A 17,864-nucleotide genomic window follows, 5' to 3' on the forward strand; every position below is an offset into this window, starting at 1 on the left:
TATGACACGCGATTTCTCAACACTTTCCATCATCGAAGCGCATGAACTACTCATGCAAAAAGAAATTTCTGTTAAAGAGTTGGTAGATGCTTTTCGTACAAAAGCACAGGAAAAAAACGCTGAAATTAACGCATACCTAGAACTATTCAGTGATATTGACGAACAAGTTGCAAAGGCACAGAAACAAATTGATTCTGGAGACGCACAGGTTCTCTGTGGAATTCCACTCGCCATAAAAGATAATATTTTAATCAAAGGAAGGAAGGTAAGTGCTGCATCGAAGATTCTTGAAAATTATGAAGCATCATACGATGCAACAATCATAGAAAAACTTGATTCAGCAGGAGTTGTATATATAGGAAGAACAAACATGGATGAGTTTGCCATGGGAGGATCAAATGAAACATCGGCATATGGTCCTGTTAAAAATCCATACGATGTTACTCGTGTCCCTGGGGGGTCATCAGGAGGAAGTGCTGCGTCAGTTGCGATGGGGGGTGCCTTTGCAGCGCTTGGGTCTGACACAGGAGGATCAATCAGGCAGCCAGCAAGTCTCTGTGGACTTGTTGGAATGAAACCAACGTACGGACGTGTGTCACGTCACGGCTTGATTGCTATGGCGTCATCACTCGATCAAATTGGGCCGCTTACTCGAAGTGTGAGTGATGCAAAAATTTTATTTGAAGCAATATCTGGTGTTGACCCGATGGATTCAACAACTCATGTTCCGGAAACAATCCCAACAACAAAACATAAGGTGCTTGGAGTACCTTTCTCACTACTTGAGAAAGGAGTAGATCCTGATGTGCTGCAAAATTTTAAAGACTCACTCGCTGTACTTGAAAAAGCAGGGTACAAAATTAAAGACATATCAATCCCAAGTCTTGAATATGCACTTGCGGTCTACTATGTATTGCAGCCTGCTGAAGCATCATCGAACCTTGCTCGATTTGATGGGGTGAAATACGGACTACATGTTCCTGGTTCTAACGTAACTGACTCATACTTTAAAACTCGCGCAGCTGGATTTGGAAAAGAAGTTAAGAGGAGAATATTTCTAGGAACCTATGTGCTTTCAGCTGGATACTATGATGCCTATTATGGCAAAGCACAGGAAGTGCAGAAGATGATGACAGATGATTTTAGTAAAGTATTTGAGGGAATTGATGCAATTGTTACACCAACATCCCCAACTCCCGCGTTTAAAATTGGAGAAAAAACTGCAGACCCACTCGCAATGTATCTTGCTGATATCTTCACTGTCTCAGCTAACTTAACTCGAGTACCAGCAATTTCAGTACCGTCAGGATTTGTCGAACGAGAGGGAAATCGGTTACCTGTGGGTATTCAATTCATGGCATCTCACTTCAGAGAGGATATACTATTTGATGTAGGAGAAACATTTGAGCGAGCGAGAAACTAGCTATATGGCAGAAGAAAAAAAAGAAGAGAAAAAACCCAAAAAAGAGACGAACGTACTTCACCTAATTTTGGGAATTCTTTTTGGTATGTATGTTCTCTACCGACTATTAATGTATGGAGCAGGTTTTTTTGCAAACAACAGTCCTGCTGCAGGGAGTAATGAAGGAGATTCAGTTAATAGTGGTTTAAGTACGGTCGGGGTTGATATTGATGGCGACGGTATTATTGATGAGTATGTCTATTCGAGGGAAACAGAAACAATCGAAGGGTACAATCCAGTCCGTCGCTTTATTGCTGACCCAACATGGCAAAACTTCTCTCGAATCCTTACAACCTCACCATTTTTTAGAGTGGTAACGAGTGTCTATTATGTAATTGGAACTCTGATGTATGTCCTCACTCTCGTACTTGTATTTTTCATTATTAAATTTAAGCGCGCGACATCAAGGTTGGAAAATAAAGCAAAAGCAAAGCGTAACACAAAACCAATGACTCCGGCGGAAACCGCAGCAGCTGCGCCGAAGAGTAGGTGGGAGGTTCTTAAAGAAAGAATGGCAGGGGATAACCCAGAAGGATGGAAAGTGGCAATTCTTGAAGCTGACATAATTCTTGACGAACTTTTGGATATGAGTGGATATCGTGGAGAATCAATTGGAGAGAAACTTAAAAAAGTTGAAGCATCAGATATGCCAAGCTTAAACGATGCATGGGAGGCGCATAAGGTTAGAAATGCAATCGCGCATCAAGGAGATGCATTCATATTAACGCAACGAGAGGCGCTTCGTGTGATGCGCTTATACGAGAGAGTTTTTAAAGATTTCAAATATATATAAAATCTAAACGCACACTTCGCTTGCGTAGGTATTTTTTTTAAGGTACCATCGTTCCTAAGCGGGGTGGAGAAGCAGTATCTCGCAAGGCTCATAACCTTGAGACCCCTGGTGCAATTCCAGGTCCCGCTACAAAAATTTGCATTTATTCTAGTTTCGTGGTATAATAGATTAGTGAGTTTTGAAGCTGTGAGGGGTAGGGTAGAGAGTGTTACGTCACATACTCTTTTTTGATGAGTCGTTTTGCTTTTATGTGTCTCTAAGGGATACGAGAGTGAAATAAGAGACCCCTCAAACGTTGAGGTACCTTTTCGTCGGAGGTTTCCTCCGTTCCTCAAACTCTTATAAAGACGACAGGCGTATGTGCCTGGAACGAAAGTTCCAGGCACATTTTTTACAGTTATTCAAAATTGGTATAGTATAGATTCCGCGTCGGGGTAGCTCAGTTGGTAGAGCACAGGACTCATAAGCCTGGGGTCGCGGGTTCGATCCCCGCCTCCGACACAATTGACAGCAGTGCACAACAGGCATAGCATTACTGAGGACGTGCTATGCCTGGCAACACGTACCATCACTTCTTTTGCCAGGAGTTCATTTTGGGAGGTTTGACCATGGATAGGTCAATCCGCAGTAACAGTTTGTTTGTTTCTGATGACGATTCTTCAGTTTCTACTGAAGTTTCTGCCGACTACGTTTTCGGTCTTGGTAATCACATGCCTGACGAAGACGAAGACGACAGGCCTCTTTCGCACAATGTTCTCAGGTCTCTTGAGAACCTTGACGAGGAAGATGAAGGAGAGTCATTAGTAATTGGACCAGCGGGACTGCTCAAACGGTCCAGATGAAGGGAAGGTTGAAGTACTACTTTAACCTTGCACTACGAGGCGCCTTTTCGGAGGCGCCTCTCTTGTCCCTTGATTTCAAGTACTAGCGTGTTAAAGTGTATCGGCGAAAGCATATGCGGGCGTAGCTCAATTTGGTTAGAGCACTCCCCTGTCACGGGAGAGGCTGCCGGTTCAAGTCCGGTCGCCCGCGCAAAGAAATAACAAAAGGACCAGTACTGGTCCTTTTGTTTTGGTAAAAGAAGTGTTGCTGTTAAGATTGTTCTTTACATAGAAATACACATGCAAGCAGTCATTTTAGCCGGAGGGAAGGGAACACGTATGGGTGATCTCTCAAAAGAAATTCCAAAACCAATGCTCTCACTCAGTGGAAAAAATCTTCTCCAACATAAGATTGACCGGTTGCCAAAAGAAATTGATGAGGTGGTATTGATTGTTCACCACAAGAAAGAAGTGATACGCGACTTTTTTAGTTCGGAATATAATGGCAGAAAAATTACCTACGTAGACCAAGGAGAGCCACACGGTACGGCACATGCATTGTGGAAAGCTGAGCCAGTTCTTGGTGAAGAATTCATTTCCCTTATGGGAGATGATGTGTACTCCGAAGAATCAATAAAAAAGTCATAGAATACCCTTGGGCGATGACGGTAACACGAGCGCAGAGTTTTCCGACAACGCTCGATGTGGTTGCTGATGCTCAAGGGTATTTACAGGATGTGCGATTTGATGACAATGGAGAATTTGGTGAAATTCTTCTTGATATTTGCCTGTATAAATTTAAAAAGGAAATATTTAAAACTGACCCTGTTCAACTGCACAATAAACAAGAGTGGGGACTACCGCACACGTTTTTTAAGTTCATCACAGACACCGGAACAAAAGTTAAAGTACTTGAAACCGATAAATGGATTAAGGTCAATTCACCTCAAGACCTTACTGAAGCAGAGAGATTACTGGGTACGTTCTGATTTCCGGCATCTTTTCCTCCGCGTGCTCTTGCGACCTCAATAGAGTTATGTTTTGTTACTTTTTACATAGTTGCAGAACTAAAAACATTGTATGATAACGGATATATTAATCCGCAATTTATAATCACCATGTCATACGAAAATGTCGGTTTGGAAGTCGAGCAGAGGTTGGAAAAGGCAAGAGTGTTGGTAGAGGGTGGTCCAGCATTTGCGGAGCTATTTCATAAGCAAGGAGCGGATCTTGCGAACAAAATACGGTATGCAGAAACGATAGAGGGAAAGTCAGTAGTAATTGAACAGACTAAGCAGGTAATCGATGAGTTTGCTGATGTTTCTGGTGTTGTTCTTAGGAAAGCACATGAAAAATTAGGTGGGTATCTCATAACTTCCGCCGAAGAAGCATTGACCAAAGGTGCTGAGCAATTTAGTGCTGTATCAACAGAGGTACTTGATTCATTACAGCATGGTGTTAGTGTGGAGGTTACCGACCTAGAGAAGGGTACTCAGTCTGCCTTCACACAGGGTCTTATGCAGGGTATTGCTGCGTAACCCCACAACATATTTTATGGAAGAGAAGAAGAAACTATTATTGTCCCTCATTGAGCACCCTGCGCTTTTGCTTAACCCAAAAACTATTAAGGAGATGAAAGAAGAGGTGTTTACAAGCGTTGATGAAGGAGAAGTTGATGCATTTATGGACGTCATCATCGAAATTATTGAACGACGAGTTCAAATCGTAAATGACCTCTCACATGGAGCTTCCAATTAAGCGGTTTGATCAGTCAGTACCACTTCCACAATATAAACCTGGTGCAGCATGCTTTGATCTTTTTTGTAGAGAAGCAGCAACTATAGCTCCTGGTGAAATAAAATTAATGCCAGTGAATTTTGCGCTTGCAATCCCTCATGGGTATGCGCTTTTGGTTTTTGTCCGCAGCAGCACTCCGTGGAAAAAAGGACTCATGTCAGCAAACGGTGTTGGGGTTGTTGATCCGTTCTATTGTGGAGATAAAGATGAGGTGTTAATTGAACTCTATAACTTCACTGACAAGTCAATTGAAGTTGCAAAAGGAGAGCGGTTAGCTCAAGGAATGATTGTTAAGTTTGAATCGGTAACCTGGAAAGAACAAGAGTCACTCGGGAATGCAGGTAATGGTGGATATAAAGCCACCTCGGAAGAAGCTTCAGGCTTTAGAGACTAGGGTTCGACAATGCCTCGGTAAGTTGCTAGATTGCCGACTAACAGGTTCTTTATCTTTTTCATGGGAGGTTTTATGAGTGCTAGAACAGTAAGTGCGATCAATCGGATCAAACCAGAAACACCACTTCAAGATGTGATGGGTGGAGCTGGTCGTTGGGAAATTAAAGTCCACGAGCACGGCATGATTGCGTTATGTGACGTCATGCCTCGTCTTGTTCCAGTAGGTAAATTTGCTGATTTTGCAATTGTGCAAGCAGCTCGCGTCAGTTACGGGGAAGGAACAAAGCAAGTCACAGAAGATATTGGTCTCATTCGATATCTTGCACGACATCGACATACCACTCCATTTGAAATGGTGGAATTTAAGTTCCACTGTGTCATGCCGATATTTGTTGCACGGCAATGGATTCGACATCGAACAGCAAATGTCAACGAGTATTCTGCGCGTTACAGTGTCGTCAAGGATCGTTTCTATCGGCCTGGAATAGACGGTGTGCGAGAGCAAAGCACAACCAATAAGCAAGGGGGTGATGAAACAATTGATGTTGGAACAGCACAAGAATATCTCGACTATCTCGCTCGTGCAGAAGCGTTATACGGTGATTACAATAAATTGATGGAGAAAGGAGTTAGCCGTGAACTTGCCCGAATCGCCTTACCAGTCAGTGTCTACACCGAGTGGTACTGGAAGTGTGATCTTCACAACATATGTCGATTCTTGAGTCTTCGAATGGATGCGCATGCACAGCAGGAGATCCAGGACTTTGCAAATGCAATGTATGAGCTAATTCAGTCGATTGTTCCAGCTGCGGCAGCGGCATTCATTGACTATGATCTTGAAGGAATGCACTTAACACGGCTCGAGATTGAAGCGATGAATAGTGGGCAACCACTTAAAACTGAAAACAAGCGTGAGATCGCTGAGTGGGAGGAAAAGAAGAAAAAACTTGGAATTCCCACAGGACAGGTTGGTGCTTGAGTGTGTATATAGATTTGACCCGGTATAGCACCCGGGTCTTTTTTCTATCAAGAAGAGTGGTATATTTTTTATATGCCTTACAATCAAAACAAAAGACGTATTCAGATACTTGTCGGGGTGGTTGTGGTGGTGCTACTAATTATAGTGTTATCAGTCCGTGCGTATAACAATAGTAAGTATGGTCCACCGGATGTTATTCCGCAGCGAGGACCAGAGGATGTTATTGAAGGAGAAAATACTGCAGCAACGGGTACTAAAAGCATGGTAATCGATACGAGTGTAGGAGTAGGTGTATCCGCATATGGGATAAAAGTAGAACCTATAGAAATTGTTGAAGATAGTCGTTGTCCAATTGATGTGCAATGTATTCAGATGGGTACTGTACGGGTCAAGGCGACGGTAACCTCTGCACGTGATACAACTACAGTAGAGTTCACGCTCGGTGAAGCAGAAACCGTATCAGGTGATGTTATTACACTTTCAGCAGTATCTCCGGAAAGTGTCAGTGGTTTTGATCCGCAAACATCAGATTATTCGTTTAGGTTTACTGTTTCAGTGAAGCCGTAATTATAAAATAAATAAAATACTATGGACTACGTAGATGTAAATAAGAGCAAGCCATTATACAAAGGTGCACAGATCGTTTGGTACATACTCTATGTGATTGAAGTGTTGTTAGCGTTTAGGTTCGCGCTGCGTCTTCTTGGTGCAAATCCAGGAGCAGGGTTTACTGAATTTATTTACACACTTTCATATCCGTTCGTTGTTCCATTCCTAACTGTGTTTAGACAGAGCCGTCTCATTGAAGGAAGTGTCTTTGAGTGGTCAACACTTTTGGCGATGTTTGCATACTGGGTACTCGCTGCAATCATCGTACGACTCTTTGTTGTCAGCAAGCCAGTTTCAGGCGCTGAAGCATCAGCAAAACTAGACAAAGAAGTATAGTTTTCGGTGCGTTGACACCAAAAGGTGGAAATAGGTAGAATACTGCCGCGATTATTAGCCTACCAACTGGGCGTTACTGGTTGGTGTAAATTATTCTGTACACATGAAAGACAACAAACAAAAAGGATCAAAGATAGGTATCCAGCCGCTGCAAGACCGGGTACTCATCCGTGAACTTGCTCCAGGAGAAAACAGAAAGACTGCATCAGGAATCATCATTCCGGATGGTGCGTCTGAAGACCGTGGCGCAAAACAAGGTACGGTTGTTGCTGTTGGTAAGGGTAAATACGATGACGGCAAACTTGTGCCACCTGAGGTGCAAGCCGGGGACAGTGTCCTTTTTGAGTGGGGCACAAAAATTAAACACGAAGGTGATGAATATTATCTAGTGACAGAAAGCGCAATTTTGGCGGTAATCAAATAACTGAAATAATCATCTATGGCAAAAACAATTCTCTATAACGAAGATGCACGTAAGGCACTCAAGCGAGGGGTGGACACAGTTGCACACGCGGTAAAAATTACTATTGGTCCGAGAGGACGAAATGTGGTCTTAGATAAGGGATACGGTAGTCCAACAGTAACAAATGATGGTGTGTCTATTGCAAAAGAAATTGTCCTTAAAGACAAGTTCGAAAATATGGGAGCTGAGATCATCAAAGAAGTTGCAACAAAAACCAATGATGCTGCTGGAGACGGTACTACAACCTCAGTAGTGCTTACACACGCCATCATCTCAGAGGGCATGAAGCATACAACTATGGGGGTTAATGCCATGGGTATTAAGGCGGGAATTGAACGCGCCGCTGCAGATGTGGTTGATGCACTTAAATCAATTGCAAAGCCAATTAAGTCAAAAGAGGAAATTCGACAAGTAGCAACTATTTCAGCCGAGTCAGAAGACTTGGGTCGCATTATTGCTGACACGATTGATAAGGTAGGAAAGGATGGTGTGGTTACTGTTGAAGAAGGTCAGTCTATTGGATTTACCTCAGAAGTAGTAGAGGGAATGGAATTTGATAAGGGTTTCATTTCTGCGTACATGATCACGAACACCGAGCGCATGGAGGCAGAATATAAAGACGTTCCTATCCTTGTTACAGACAAAAAGATTTCTCTCATAAAAGAAATCCTCCCGGTACTTGAAAAGATCGCACAGTCTGGTGCAAAAGAACTTGTCATCATTGCAGAAGACATTGATGGTGAAGCACTTTCAACGTTTGTGCTAAACAAATTGCGTGGGGGATTTAATGTTCTTGCAATCAAGGCACCAGGATATGGCGATCGAAAGAAGGATATGCTCCAGGACATTGCGACAACAGTTGGTGCGAAAGTAATTTCTGAAGAAGTTGGACTTAAGTTTGAAAATACCGAGCTCACTGCGCTTGGTCGTGCGACACGTATTGTTTCAACAAAAGATAAGACAGTTATTGTCGGAGGAAAAGGAAAGCGATCTGATATTGATAAGCGTGTGGTCCAACTTAAGGCGCAACGAAATCAGATTGATGCTAAATATGATATTGAAAAGTTAGATGAACGAATCGCAAAATTATCTGGTGGGGTGGCTGTACTTCGTGTAGGCGCTGCAACTGAGACGGAGATGAAGTACCTCAAGCTTAAGATTGAAGATGCAGTTAATGCTACAAAGGCAGCGATTGAAGAAGGAATTGTTGCTGGAGGAGGTGTTGCGCTCATCAAAGCAGCTGAGAAGGTACGAGTCTCTTCACAAAAAGAAAAGCTTAGTGCTGAGTTTGCGATTGGATATAACATCGTGCTTAAAGCGCTCGAAGCTCCACTTAGACAAATTGCAATTAATGCAGGAAAGGATGATGGATCAGTAATTGTTGAAGAAGTGAAGAGGGGAAAGGGTAACTCAGGATACGATGCACTACTTGATATTATGATTCCAGACATGCTAGCGGCAGGAATCATTGACCCTGTAAAGGTGACACGTAGTGGTATACAGAATGCAGCGTCAGCTGCTGCAATTCTTCTAACCACAGAAGTTGCTGTTGCAGAAGAACCAAAGGAAGAAAAGCCAGCTGGAAACCCTGGAATGGGAGGAATGGAGTATTAATATTCGATATTCACAAAAAAGACCCCAATTTGGGGTTTTTTTGTTTTGGTGCGATATACTTACACTATGTCAGACGTACAGTTCGATGAAGTAGATTTTTCGGCACAAAGTCCCTTATTTACAGTTAATCAAAAAAAGGGTTCAGGAATGGGGAGAATGTTAGCTGCGATTGGTATAGGTGTGAATGAGTACCAGGCAGACAGGATACTTGTTGTGTTTATTGTGATTGCAATTATTTCAGCGGTTGCGATACCGGTTGTTTCTATGTACTCAAATAAATTACAAGCAAATGCTCCAGTAAAATCTACCGCAGAGACATTAATGGAAATACATGCTGCACGCATCAAAACACAGTAATATATTAATATGTTTAAACAATTTCAAAAAGGTTTTACGCTCATAGAATTAATGGTGGTAATCGCAATAGTTGGATTACTGTCAAGTATTGTTCTTACATCTTTAAATCGAGCGAGAACACGAGCGTTGTATTCAAGAGATACTACATCGCTACTGGCAATTAGAAACGCAATGGCTTTATATGAAGAAAAGAATGGTTCGTATTTGTGTGAAACCACACTCGATGATCCACCACCTCCATGTTCGTTATCCATGATAACTTCGATTACCGGGACAGGAGCATCTTTTGTAACAGCTCTTACACCCTTAGTTACTGCAGGCTATATTAGTTCCATACCAATACCAACAAAAGGTGGTACTACATATAGATATGAATTTATTTCTCCTGTGTGGTGGAATCGAGATTCTCCGGAAATTGAATATAAATTCTATTGTGGTGGTCAAGAGATTAAAAAATACATGATTAAAGTTTTATCTTCAGCACAGAAAATAGATTTACCTTTATATAATATAGAGGTTTATTATGATGGGGTGCAAGATACTTCATTTAACCCTCCTACTAACCAATATTGTTTTGGTGTCTAGGGTAGAAGTAAAAAAGCTCTAGTTTTTCCATGTAAAAATGGTATAATTTACTTATGGTTTTATTCTTAATTATCGTAGGTGTACTCTTACTCGTAACGATTGGTTGGCTTGTTGCGGTTTATAACCGGTTTGTGACACTTATTGTCCGAATCAAAGAAGCATGGGCGGATATTGATGTGCAGCTTAAGCGCCGGTACGACCTTATCCCTAACTTGGTAAATGTGGTTAAGGGCTACGCTACACATGAGCGCGAAGCATTTGAACATGTAACAGAAGCACGTGCAAAGGCAATTGGTGCTGGAAATGTTGAAGAAAAGTCAGCTGCTGAAGCTGAACTCGGTGGAACATTGAAGTCGTTGTTTGCGGTCGCTGAAGCATACCCAGACTTGAAAGCAAACCAGAATTTCTTAGAATTACAAAGGGAGTTGTCTGATACAGAAAACAAGATTCAAGCAGCACGACGCTTTTATAACAGCAATGTTCGAGATCTAAACATCACTGTTGATTCATTCCCATCAAACTTGGTTGCAAATTGGTTTACGTTTGAAAAGGTTGGGTTTTTTGAACTTGTTGACGGCTCACCCGAGAAGGAACTTCCAAAGGTGTCTTTTTAATTAATCTATATATGGCTACGATATATACACATCGGTCTTCAAATATTGCTAAGACCTGGCTTCTCATGGCCATATTTTTTGCTGGCATTATTGCTATTGGATTTGTCGTCTCTCAAATATATAACTCTCCAGGAATCTTATATGGTGCAGTGGCGTTAAGTTTCTTCATGAACTTTTTCAGCTATTGGTTTTCAGACAAGGTTGCACTAAGTCTTTCGGGAGCAAAGCCGGCTTCAAAGGATGAGTTTGCTGAGTTCCATAACATAGCTGAAAACCTTGCTATTACTGCAGGTTTACCAAAGCCAAACCTGTATATAATTCCCGATGCGGCCCCAAATGCCTTTGCTACAGGTAGAAATAAGGAGCATGCATCAGTTGCGGTAACCGCAGGGCTTCTCTCAATGTTGGATCGTAAGGAGCTCGAAGGGGTCATTGCACACGAGCTGGCACATATTGGTAACAGAGATATCCTACTCCAGACAATTGTCGTGACACTTGTTGGAATGGTGTCTATTTTAGCGGACCTATTTACACGCTCATTGTTTTTTGGAGGAAGGAGTGACAACCAACAACATAATCCAATCATGTATATTATTGGAATTGTATTTCTCATACTTTCACCGTTTGCGGCAATAATTATCCAACTCGCAATATCACGTCGTCGCGAATATCTTGCGGACGCAACAGGTGCACTCTTAACGCGCTATCCAGAAGGACTAGCATCGGCACTTGGAAAGATTTCATCATATGCATTGCCACTTAAGTCGGTTCATAACTCAACTGCACACTTGTTTATTTCAGACCCTTACGGAAAAAAACGTGGAGCAGGGCAGTTTATCGCAGGGTTATTCGCAACACACCCGCCAGCAGAGGAGCGTATAAAGCGTTTGAGAGAAATGGCATTATAGACTTGCATCTCTTTGACGAAGGAGTACGATATAGAAGTACGATCCTTTTTGGAAACGATCCTCCCCTCCTGAGGCAGTGGTTTTTGGTAGAGAATTGCCCAAGATTCTCTCTACCGAGGCCACTGCCTTTTTTATTTGTATTAGTTTTTTATGCTATTGTGTTCGCAATTGGAGAGGTCGCATAGCGGTCTAGTGCGCACGCTTGGAAAGCGTGTGTCCGGGCAACCGGACCGAGGGTTCAAATCCCTCTCTCTCCGCAAAAATTGGAAAAATAAAAACCACTGACGTTTGCCAGTGGTTTTTATATGTAAGAAATTGTTATTTCTCTGCTAATTCTTTCAGTGCTTTAAGTGCTTTTGGCCACATGCCGTTGAACTGGTCTTCATTTTCGCTATCAATATCCAAATCAATTGTAAGCTCAGTGCCACCGTCCTTTTCTGTGAACGTGTAGTTTTCAAATGCTGGTGCCCATTTCATTGCTGCCTCACTAGTTGTATCTTCAACCCCGTTTGATACGATTCCCAGGTGTTTGATTGAGATGAACTCATACGGTCTGTTTTCTTCAATCATGCTCACCATTCCTCCTTCAGTTCCATCGCCATTTGGGCCCAAGAACAAAATTTTTGAGCCTTGTTCCCATGTACCTTTGTAATACGAACCTTCATGAAAGGCTTTCGTCCACTCACGATACGTACCGTCTTCAAGCATGGCACCCCATACTTTTTCTTTGGGTGCGTTAATAAAAACTGAGTAATGTACTTTGTGCATAAAATTATTGCTTACTTGAACAATTAATCATCCACTTAACACCGAACTTGTCAGTGAATGATCCGTAATAATCTCCCCAAAACATTTCTTGCATTGGCATTTCAATCTTTCCGCCATCGGTAAGTGCTGTAAATAATCTGTCTGCTTCAGCACGGGAATCTGGTTCAAGTGTAAGATACATGCTGTTTCCCTCTTTTAATGGAAAGCCCATTGATTCAGGCATATCAGTTCCCATAATGATGTGTCCACCCAAAATAGGGAGGGCAACGTGCATCACAAGATTTTTTTCTTCCTCGCTAATCTCAGACATGCTGTTTGTTTTTGGAACTTCTCCAAAACGATTAATTTCTCCTATAAATTCAGTTCCAAACACTGTCTTGTAGTAATTAAACGCTTCTTCAGTTTGGTTTTTAAAGTTCAAATATGTACTTACTCTGGCCATAGGTGAAAATGGTTACTGGTAATATTTCAGTATACCAACATGGAATATAATGACTATATGAAAATCACTAAATTGGGCCATTGCTGTCTCGTCATTGAAATTCGTGGAAAGCGATTTTTAACTGACCCAGGCAACTACACGACTGAACAGGATTCAGTAACAAATATTGATGCGGTGATTATTAGTCACGAACACACTGATCATTTACATGTTCAATCGCTAAAGACTATACTTGTAAATAATCCTAGCGCACAGGTTATTTCAAATGAATCAGTGGGGAAGATACTTGATAGAGAATCTATCCCTTATACAAAAGTAGCGCATGGTGAATCGATAACAATCGGAGACGTTACAATTACAGGACACGGTCTGAAACATGCTCCCATTTATGTTGAATATGAACAAGTTGAAAATACTGGATACATGTTTGATGACAAACTATTTTATCCAGGAGATGCGTTTTATAACCCAGAGGTGCCAGTTGATATTTTAGCGTTCCCTGTGACAGCACCGTGGTGCAAAATTTCTGAAGCAATGGAGTATGTGCTTTCTGTAAAGCCACGAGTAGCATTTCCGGTCCACGATGGAAATTTGGTAAGAAAAACAGGTATTACCGTCAGATTACCTGATCTATTTTTACCAAAAGCAGGTATCCAATTTGTTGCCCTTGAACTCGGGAAGGAAACAGAGTTATAGGTAAATACTTTGTATAATGGCTCTGTGTGGCCATGCTGCGGTATTTGACTTATACCGTATACTATGATATAATGGTAAATAGAGGTGAGAAATGCTGGCATGTGCTAGCTACACGTTCCTTCAACTGGAGATGTAATGAATTCTAACTTTGGAACCATCGGTTTTGCCGGCATGACTGCTTCAATGATTACTGTAGCAAAATTGCAGGACTTGGCAGCACGTCGTGTCGATGAAGAGCCCGTAAGGCCTCAGTCAAAGAAAAAGGAATCTCGGCAAATGCCGACAGCGCCTGTCTATAAGGAGGTTACCAGGCAGTCTTTCCCGGCACCGAAACAAGATCGTCCTGTTAAGAGTGATGAACCGTTCTTCGGCAGTATCGGTACTGACAACCGACTCGCTGAGTACATGTCAGAACGCAACAACTCCAGTAAGCCCAACTAGAGTTTCACGATTTGAAACATTAGGCCTTGATGAAAGTTATACTTTCCTCGAGGCCTTTTTCTTTGCATTAAAATTTTCGATATGATTGCGCTCTGGTTTTTGGCGCATATAATAGATATATATGAAAAAAACAACAATAGTCGTTATCATCATCGCCCTGGTGGTAATTGTAGGAGGGATACTTATTGGCGGGTATAACAAGATTGTAAAATTGGACCAGAACGTCGAAGGTGCATGGGCACAAGTAGAAACAAACTATCAGAGACGTGCTGATTTGATTCCAAACTTAGTTAATACAGTAAAGGGAGCAGCTGGCTTTGAGCAGAAGACACTTACAGATGTCATTGAAGCTCGCTCACGTGCTACAGCAGTTACAATTGACGCTGACAACCTAACACCAGAATCTATCGCAGCGTATGAAGCAGCTCAGTCACAAGTTAGTTCAACACTCGGACGATTGCTCGCTGTTGCAGAAAATTACCCACAACTAACCGCAACACAAGGCTTTAGAGATCTTCAGATTCAGATTGAAGGAGCAGAAAACCGTATTGCAACCTCACGACGTGATTTCAACCAATCAGTTCAGGAGTACAACACTGTTACAAAATCATTCCCAACAGTAGTGTATGCAAAACTATTCGGATTTAGTGAGAAGGGATATTTCCAATCAGCACAAGGTACAGAGTTGGCACCAACAGTTGATTTCTCTTCATAATTTCTAGGTAGTACATGACTCGTACCGCATACATTTTTTGTCTCACCATTGCTATAAGTGCGTATGGGTATGTAGTGTACGCAGCTGATGTTCCAGCGCGACCAATTGATATTGTCTCGGACTTTGCAGAGATTATTCCTGCAGATATTGAGACTCGCCTCAATGAACGATTGGATGCTGAGCGTTCAGCAATTAACGCAGAGATTGCAGTTGTAACGGTTCCTAATCTCGGCGACTCTGATGTTGAGACATATGCAACAGATTTGTATCGTGAATGGGGTATTGGAAGCAGACAGACTGATCGAGGTGCGTTACTCCTTGTGAGCGTTGAAGATAGGGAATTACGAATTGAGGTTGGGTATGGACTTGAAGGAGACTTAACTGACGCAGAAAGCGGCAGGATTATTCAGAATGTAATTGTCCCTGAATTTTCAGCAGGAAATTATGGGCTTGGTATTGAAAAAGGAGCACTTGCAATTATCGACGCAGTTAAAGTTGATACCGGAACTGAAGAAACTCCAACCGGTACAACCAAGGAACCAGTAACCGAGACAGGTGAAATTCCAGAAGTGCCATCGGGAGTTATGGATGTAGTCTTCAACGTACTCTTGCCACTCTTGGTTTTTGCAGTACCTGTGCTTGGTGGAATTATGGCGGGGACAAAGTCGTGGTGGTTTGGAGGATTAGTTGGAACACTCTTGGGAATTGGAATCGGTACATTTTTGCTCGGCTCCCTTGTTGGTGGCGCAATTATTACGTTCATACTTGCAATAATCGGATTTGTAATTGACTTCATACTTTCGAAACTTGGCGGAGGAAAAGGAAAGGGGGGTTTTGGTGGATGGGTGCCACCTGGAGGGTTTGGTGGGGGGAGCACCTTTGGAGGTGGCGGAGGAGGATTCGGTGGTTTTGGAGGTGGATCATCAGGTGGAGGTGGCGCAAGTGGTAGGTGGTAGCGTGTGCGTATACATAACTGGTACTATATCTATATGAAATTATTATTTTGGATTTTAGTAATCCTTGCTGCTGGAACGGCATTTACAATGGTTGCTTCACACGAAGGATGGATTGATCTTTCGGGTGATCATGGACAGGCCACAACAACTGTGGATCACACTGATGACAAATATGTTGATGAGCCAGTTGCTACAAGTACTCCAACAATCACGTCTCCACGACAAGGTCAGGAAATCATGGCTGGTTTTGTGGTCCGAGGAATGTCTCCTGGATATTGGTTTTTTGAAAACACTGCAGGACTTGAACTTGTCAGTGCTTCTGGAACCGTTTTGTATCAAACATATGCAAGTGTTGATGAAGGATATTCATGGATGACCGAGGATGTTGTTCCATGGACTGGAAAGTTGTCATTTGATCTAAGTGAAATTAAAACAAAACTTGGACTCCCCGCGTCACTTGAGACTATCGATGCATTTCTTGTATTTAAAAATGATAATCCATCAGGACTTCCTGAGAATGATAAAAGTATCCGCATTCCTGTAGAGATTATGCTTGAAGTAGCAAGTCCTGCCGCTCAATAATCTATGCGTCTCAGCCGACTACAAATCCTTGTCCTCAGTATCCTGATTCTTCTTGTGGTCGCCGCTGCAATAGTTTTTGCACTCTATCCAACAAAAAGTATTTCCTATAAAAATACTGTTGATGAATCATTAGTACGAAATGATTCATCAATTCAGTTTGGCTCACAAATTATTTCTGTTCGATATGCAGAAACATTTGAAGACAGAGCACTGGGTTATTCAGGTACGCAACATATTCCAATGAACGAAGGATTGGTGTTTGTTTTCGAAGCTCCTGGACGCTGGAGTATGTGGATGAAAGATATGCTTGTGCCGCTTGATATTGTTTGGCTCGATGAGACTGGGAAAGTGGTTCATGTTGAAACTGGAGTTGCACCAGAGACATATCCAGAACAAGCATTTACACCTAACGCTGACGCTCGCTATGTAATCGAAGTCGCGTCAGGTACGGTTGCTTCAAGTGGGCTTATGGTAGGTGACATAGTCAAAGTGCGGGGTACACAGCAGCAATAGGTACGATATACTGTTCTCTATGAATGCACACACACACGGAAAAAAGATTCGCGTAGCTATTAACGGCGCTGGAAGAATTGGAAGGGCTTTTTATAAAGTAGCTCGCTCACGCCCTGAGCTTGAAGTGGTCGCATTAAACGATCTAGGTTCTATTGATAATATTGCGTATCTACTCAAGTACGACACAGCGTATGGAGTTAGTCCGTTTGATATTGAGGTTGCAGAAGACAAGAAGTCTATAACAATAGAAGGACATACGGTGCAGTATGTTTCAGAGAAAGAACCATCAGCACTTCCGTGGAAAGAAATGGATATTGATGTAGTAGTTGAATCAACTGGATTTTTCACTAGTTACGAAAAGGCAAAAGCACACATTGATGCAGGTGCAAAGAAAGTAGTTATCAGTGCTCCAGTTAAAGATGAACCAACAGGTGATATTAAGGGCGGAACAGTGCTCATGGGAATTAACGATGAGAAACTTTCTACATGCCAGATTTCTTCTAACGCATCATGTACAACAAACGCTGGTAGCCCACTTATGGCGATCCTCCACGAAGTACTTGGAATTGAAAAAGCACTTCTAAACACCGTGCATGCATATACTGCGAGTCAATCAATTGTCGATGGTCCAAACAAGAAAGACCTACGAGAAGGACGTGCTGCTGCACAAAACATTGTTCCATCATCAACTGGTGCAGCAATTGCTGTGACAAAGGTTCTTCCTGACCTTGTTGGGAAATTCGATGGTATTTCTATCCGCGTACCGGTAGTTGTTGGATCTATTGTAGACATTACATTTATCTCAAAGAAAAATACTACTGCAGAAGAAGTGAATAAAATTCTCAAGGAAGCTGCAAAGAGTGATCGTTGGAAGAATACATTTGCTGTGACAGAAGAAGAGCTTGTCTCATCAGACATTAAGGGAAGCAAGTACGCATCTATTGCTGACTTGGCATTCACACGTGTTGCGGATGGAAATCTCGTAAAAGTGCTTGCGTGGTATGACAATGAAATGGGGTA

26 protein-coding genes and 4 tRNA genes are annotated in these 17,864 nt (G+C 42.2%); 28 read left to right on the forward strand and 2 right to left on the reverse strand.

All coding sequences use genetic code 11. The annotated features are described in order from the left end of the window. The first annotated feature begins 1 nt into the window (after position 1). From gatA to PLF31_03475, 21 genes are all read left to right on the forward strand, one after another. Positions 2-1,423 carry an Asp-tRNA(Asn)/Glu-tRNA(Gln) amidotransferase subunit GatA gene (gene gatA, locus PLF31_03375; protein ID HRH26480.1) on the forward strand — a complete coding sequence of 474 codons (1,422 nt, stop codon included), beginning with the start codon at positions 2-4 and terminating at the stop codon, positions 1,421-1,423. Positions 1,424-1,427: 4 nt separating this feature from the next. After that, positions 1,428-2,255, forward strand: coding sequence for a hypothetical protein (locus PLF31_03380; GenBank protein HRH26481.1), 828 nt, complete (start codon positions 1,428-1,430; stop codon positions 2,253-2,255). A 57-nt stretch (positions 2,256-2,312) separates the two neighbouring features. Then, positions 2,313-2,384: transfer RNA gene (locus tag PLF31_03385), tRNA-Met, on the forward strand. A gap of 299 nt (positions 2,385-2,683) precedes the next feature. Next, positions 2,684-2,756 (forward strand) — tRNA-Met (locus tag PLF31_03390). Positions 2,757-2,863: 107 nt separating this feature from the next. Further along, positions 2,864-3,097, forward strand: coding sequence for a hypothetical protein (locus PLF31_03395; GenBank protein HRH26482.1), 234 nt, complete (start codon positions 2,864-2,866; stop codon positions 3,095-3,097). A gap of 115 nt (positions 3,098-3,212) precedes the next feature. Further along, positions 3,213-3,287, forward strand: a tRNA-Asp gene (locus PLF31_03400). Between the two features lie 89 nt (positions 3,288-3,376). Beyond that, on the forward strand, positions 3,377-3,724 hold the full coding sequence (locus tag PLF31_03405; protein HRH26483.1) for a sugar phosphate nucleotidyltransferase: 348 nt from the start codon (positions 3,377-3,379) through the stop codon (positions 3,722-3,724). Between the two features lie 14 nt (positions 3,725-3,738). After that, positions 3,739-4,065, forward strand: coding sequence for a hypothetical protein (locus PLF31_03410; protein HRH26484.1), 327 nt, complete (start codon positions 3,739-3,741; stop codon positions 4,063-4,065). A gap of 129 nt (positions 4,066-4,194) precedes the next feature. After that, the gene (locus PLF31_03415) at positions 4,195-4,614 is read left to right on the forward strand and encodes a hypothetical protein (GenBank protein ID HRH26485.1); all 420 of its coding nucleotides are present in this window, start codon (positions 4,195-4,197) and stop codon (positions 4,612-4,614) included. 16 nt (positions 4,615-4,630) lie between these two features. After that, positions 4,631-4,834 carry a hypothetical protein gene (locus PLF31_03420; GenBank protein ID HRH26486.1) on the forward strand — a complete coding sequence of 68 codons (204 nt, stop codon included), beginning with the start codon at positions 4,631-4,633 and terminating at the stop codon, positions 4,832-4,834. Further along, entirely contained in the window at positions 4,818-5,267 is a 450-nt protein-coding gene (locus PLF31_03425; GenBank protein ID HRH26487.1) for a dUTP diphosphatase, read from the forward strand. The genes PLF31_03420 and PLF31_03425 overlap by 17 nt, the downstream gene beginning before the upstream one ends. Positions 5,268-5,339: 72 nt before the next feature. Further along, positions 5,340-6,245, forward strand: coding sequence for an FAD-dependent thymidylate synthase (gene thyX, locus PLF31_03430; GenBank protein ID HRH26488.1), 906 nt, complete (start codon positions 5,340-5,342; stop codon positions 6,243-6,245). A gap of 72 nt (positions 6,246-6,317) precedes the next feature. Next, positions 6,318-6,812 carry a hypothetical protein gene (locus tag PLF31_03435; protein ID HRH26489.1) on the forward strand — a complete coding sequence of 165 codons (495 nt, stop codon included), beginning with the start codon at positions 6,318-6,320 and terminating at the stop codon, positions 6,810-6,812. A 21-nt stretch (positions 6,813-6,833) separates the two neighbouring features. After that, on the forward strand, positions 6,834-7,190 hold the full coding sequence (locus PLF31_03440) for a YggT family protein (GenBank protein ID HRH26490.1): 357 nt from the start codon (positions 6,834-6,836) through the stop codon (positions 7,188-7,190). 103 nt (positions 7,191-7,293) lie between these two features. After that, positions 7,294-7,614, forward strand: coding sequence for a co-chaperone GroES (locus PLF31_03445; protein ID HRH26491.1), 321 nt, complete (start codon positions 7,294-7,296; stop codon positions 7,612-7,614). Between the two features lie 15 nt (positions 7,615-7,629). Next, a complete protein-coding gene (groL, locus tag PLF31_03450) occupies positions 7,630-9,267 on the forward strand; it encodes a chaperonin GroEL (protein HRH26492.1) in 1,638 nt (545 codons plus the stop codon). A gap of 66 nt (positions 9,268-9,333) precedes the next feature. Continuing rightward, a complete protein-coding gene (locus PLF31_03455; GenBank protein ID HRH26493.1) occupies positions 9,334-9,624 on the forward strand; it encodes a hypothetical protein in 291 nt (96 codons plus the stop codon). 9 nt (positions 9,625-9,633) lie between these two features. After that, positions 9,634-10,209 (forward strand): type II secretion system protein, encoded by a 576-nt coding sequence (locus tag PLF31_03460; protein HRH26494.1) that lies wholly within the window; start codon positions 9,634-9,636, stop codon positions 10,207-10,209. Positions 10,210-10,262: 53 nt separating this feature from the next. After that, positions 10,263-10,823 (forward strand): LemA family protein, encoded by a 561-nt coding sequence (locus PLF31_03465; GenBank protein HRH26495.1) that lies wholly within the window; start codon positions 10,263-10,265, stop codon positions 10,821-10,823. Positions 10,824-10,834: 11 nt separating this feature from the next. Beyond that, positions 10,835-11,731, forward strand: coding sequence for a M48 family metalloprotease (locus PLF31_03470; protein HRH26496.1), 897 nt, complete (start codon positions 10,835-10,837; stop codon positions 11,729-11,731). Between the two features lie 170 nt (positions 11,732-11,901). Next, positions 11,902-11,988, forward strand: a tRNA-Ser gene (locus PLF31_03475). Between the two features lie 61 nt (positions 11,989-12,049). Here PLF31_03475 and PLF31_03480 read toward each other — a convergent pair. Together PLF31_03480 and PLF31_03485 are read right to left on the reverse strand one after the other, a co-directional pair. Continuing rightward, positions 12,050-12,499: an SRPBCC domain-containing protein gene (locus tag PLF31_03480; protein HRH26497.1), complete on the reverse strand. Its 450-nt coding sequence runs from the start codon at positions 12,497-12,499 to the stop codon at positions 12,050-12,052. A 4-nt stretch (positions 12,500-12,503) separates the two neighbouring features. Continuing rightward, positions 12,504-12,941: a VOC family protein gene (locus PLF31_03485; protein HRH26498.1), complete on the reverse strand. Its 438-nt coding sequence runs from the start codon at positions 12,939-12,941 to the stop codon at positions 12,504-12,506. Between the two features lie 57 nt (positions 12,942-12,998). Between PLF31_03485 and PLF31_03490 the strand changes: the two genes are divergently transcribed. From PLF31_03490 to PLF31_03520, 7 genes are all read left to right on the forward strand, one after another. Then, positions 12,999-13,637 carry an MBL fold metallo-hydrolase gene (locus tag PLF31_03490; GenBank protein HRH26499.1) on the forward strand — a complete coding sequence of 213 codons (639 nt, stop codon included), beginning with the start codon at positions 12,999-13,001 and terminating at the stop codon, positions 13,635-13,637. Between the two features lie 135 nt (positions 13,638-13,772). Then, complete coding sequence (locus PLF31_03495; GenBank protein ID HRH26500.1) at positions 13,773-14,078, forward strand: hypothetical protein; 306 nt, start codon at positions 13,773-13,775, stop codon at positions 14,076-14,078. Positions 14,079-14,199: 121 nt separating this feature from the next. Then, positions 14,200-14,793, forward strand: coding sequence for a LemA family protein (locus PLF31_03500; protein HRH26501.1), 594 nt, complete (start codon positions 14,200-14,202; stop codon positions 14,791-14,793). A gap of 14 nt (positions 14,794-14,807) precedes the next feature. Further along, positions 14,808-15,749, forward strand: coding sequence for a TPM domain-containing protein (locus PLF31_03505; GenBank protein ID HRH26502.1), 942 nt, complete (start codon positions 14,808-14,810; stop codon positions 15,747-15,749). A 33-nt stretch (positions 15,750-15,782) separates the two neighbouring features. Continuing rightward, positions 15,783-16,331, forward strand: a complete 549-nt coding sequence (locus tag PLF31_03510; GenBank protein ID HRH26503.1) for a hypothetical protein — start codon at positions 15,783-15,785, stop codon at positions 16,329-16,331. Positions 16,332-16,334: 3 nt separating this feature from the next. Then, on the forward strand, positions 16,335-16,844 hold the full coding sequence (locus tag PLF31_03515; GenBank protein ID HRH26504.1) for a DUF192 domain-containing protein: 510 nt from the start codon (positions 16,335-16,337) through the stop codon (positions 16,842-16,844). 19 nt (positions 16,845-16,863) lie between these two features. After that, positions 16,864-17,864, forward strand: a 1,001-nt coding sequence (locus tag PLF31_03520) for a glyceraldehyde 3-phosphate dehydrogenase NAD-binding domain-containing protein (GenBank protein ID HRH26505.1), incomplete at its 3' end; no start/stop codon positions are given.

It is taken from the genome of Candidatus Paceibacterota bacterium (assembly GCA_035438625.1).
In the GTDB taxonomy this organism is placed as follows: Bacteria; Patescibacteriota; Minisyncoccia; order Phycocordibacterales; family DAORIS01; genus DAORIS01.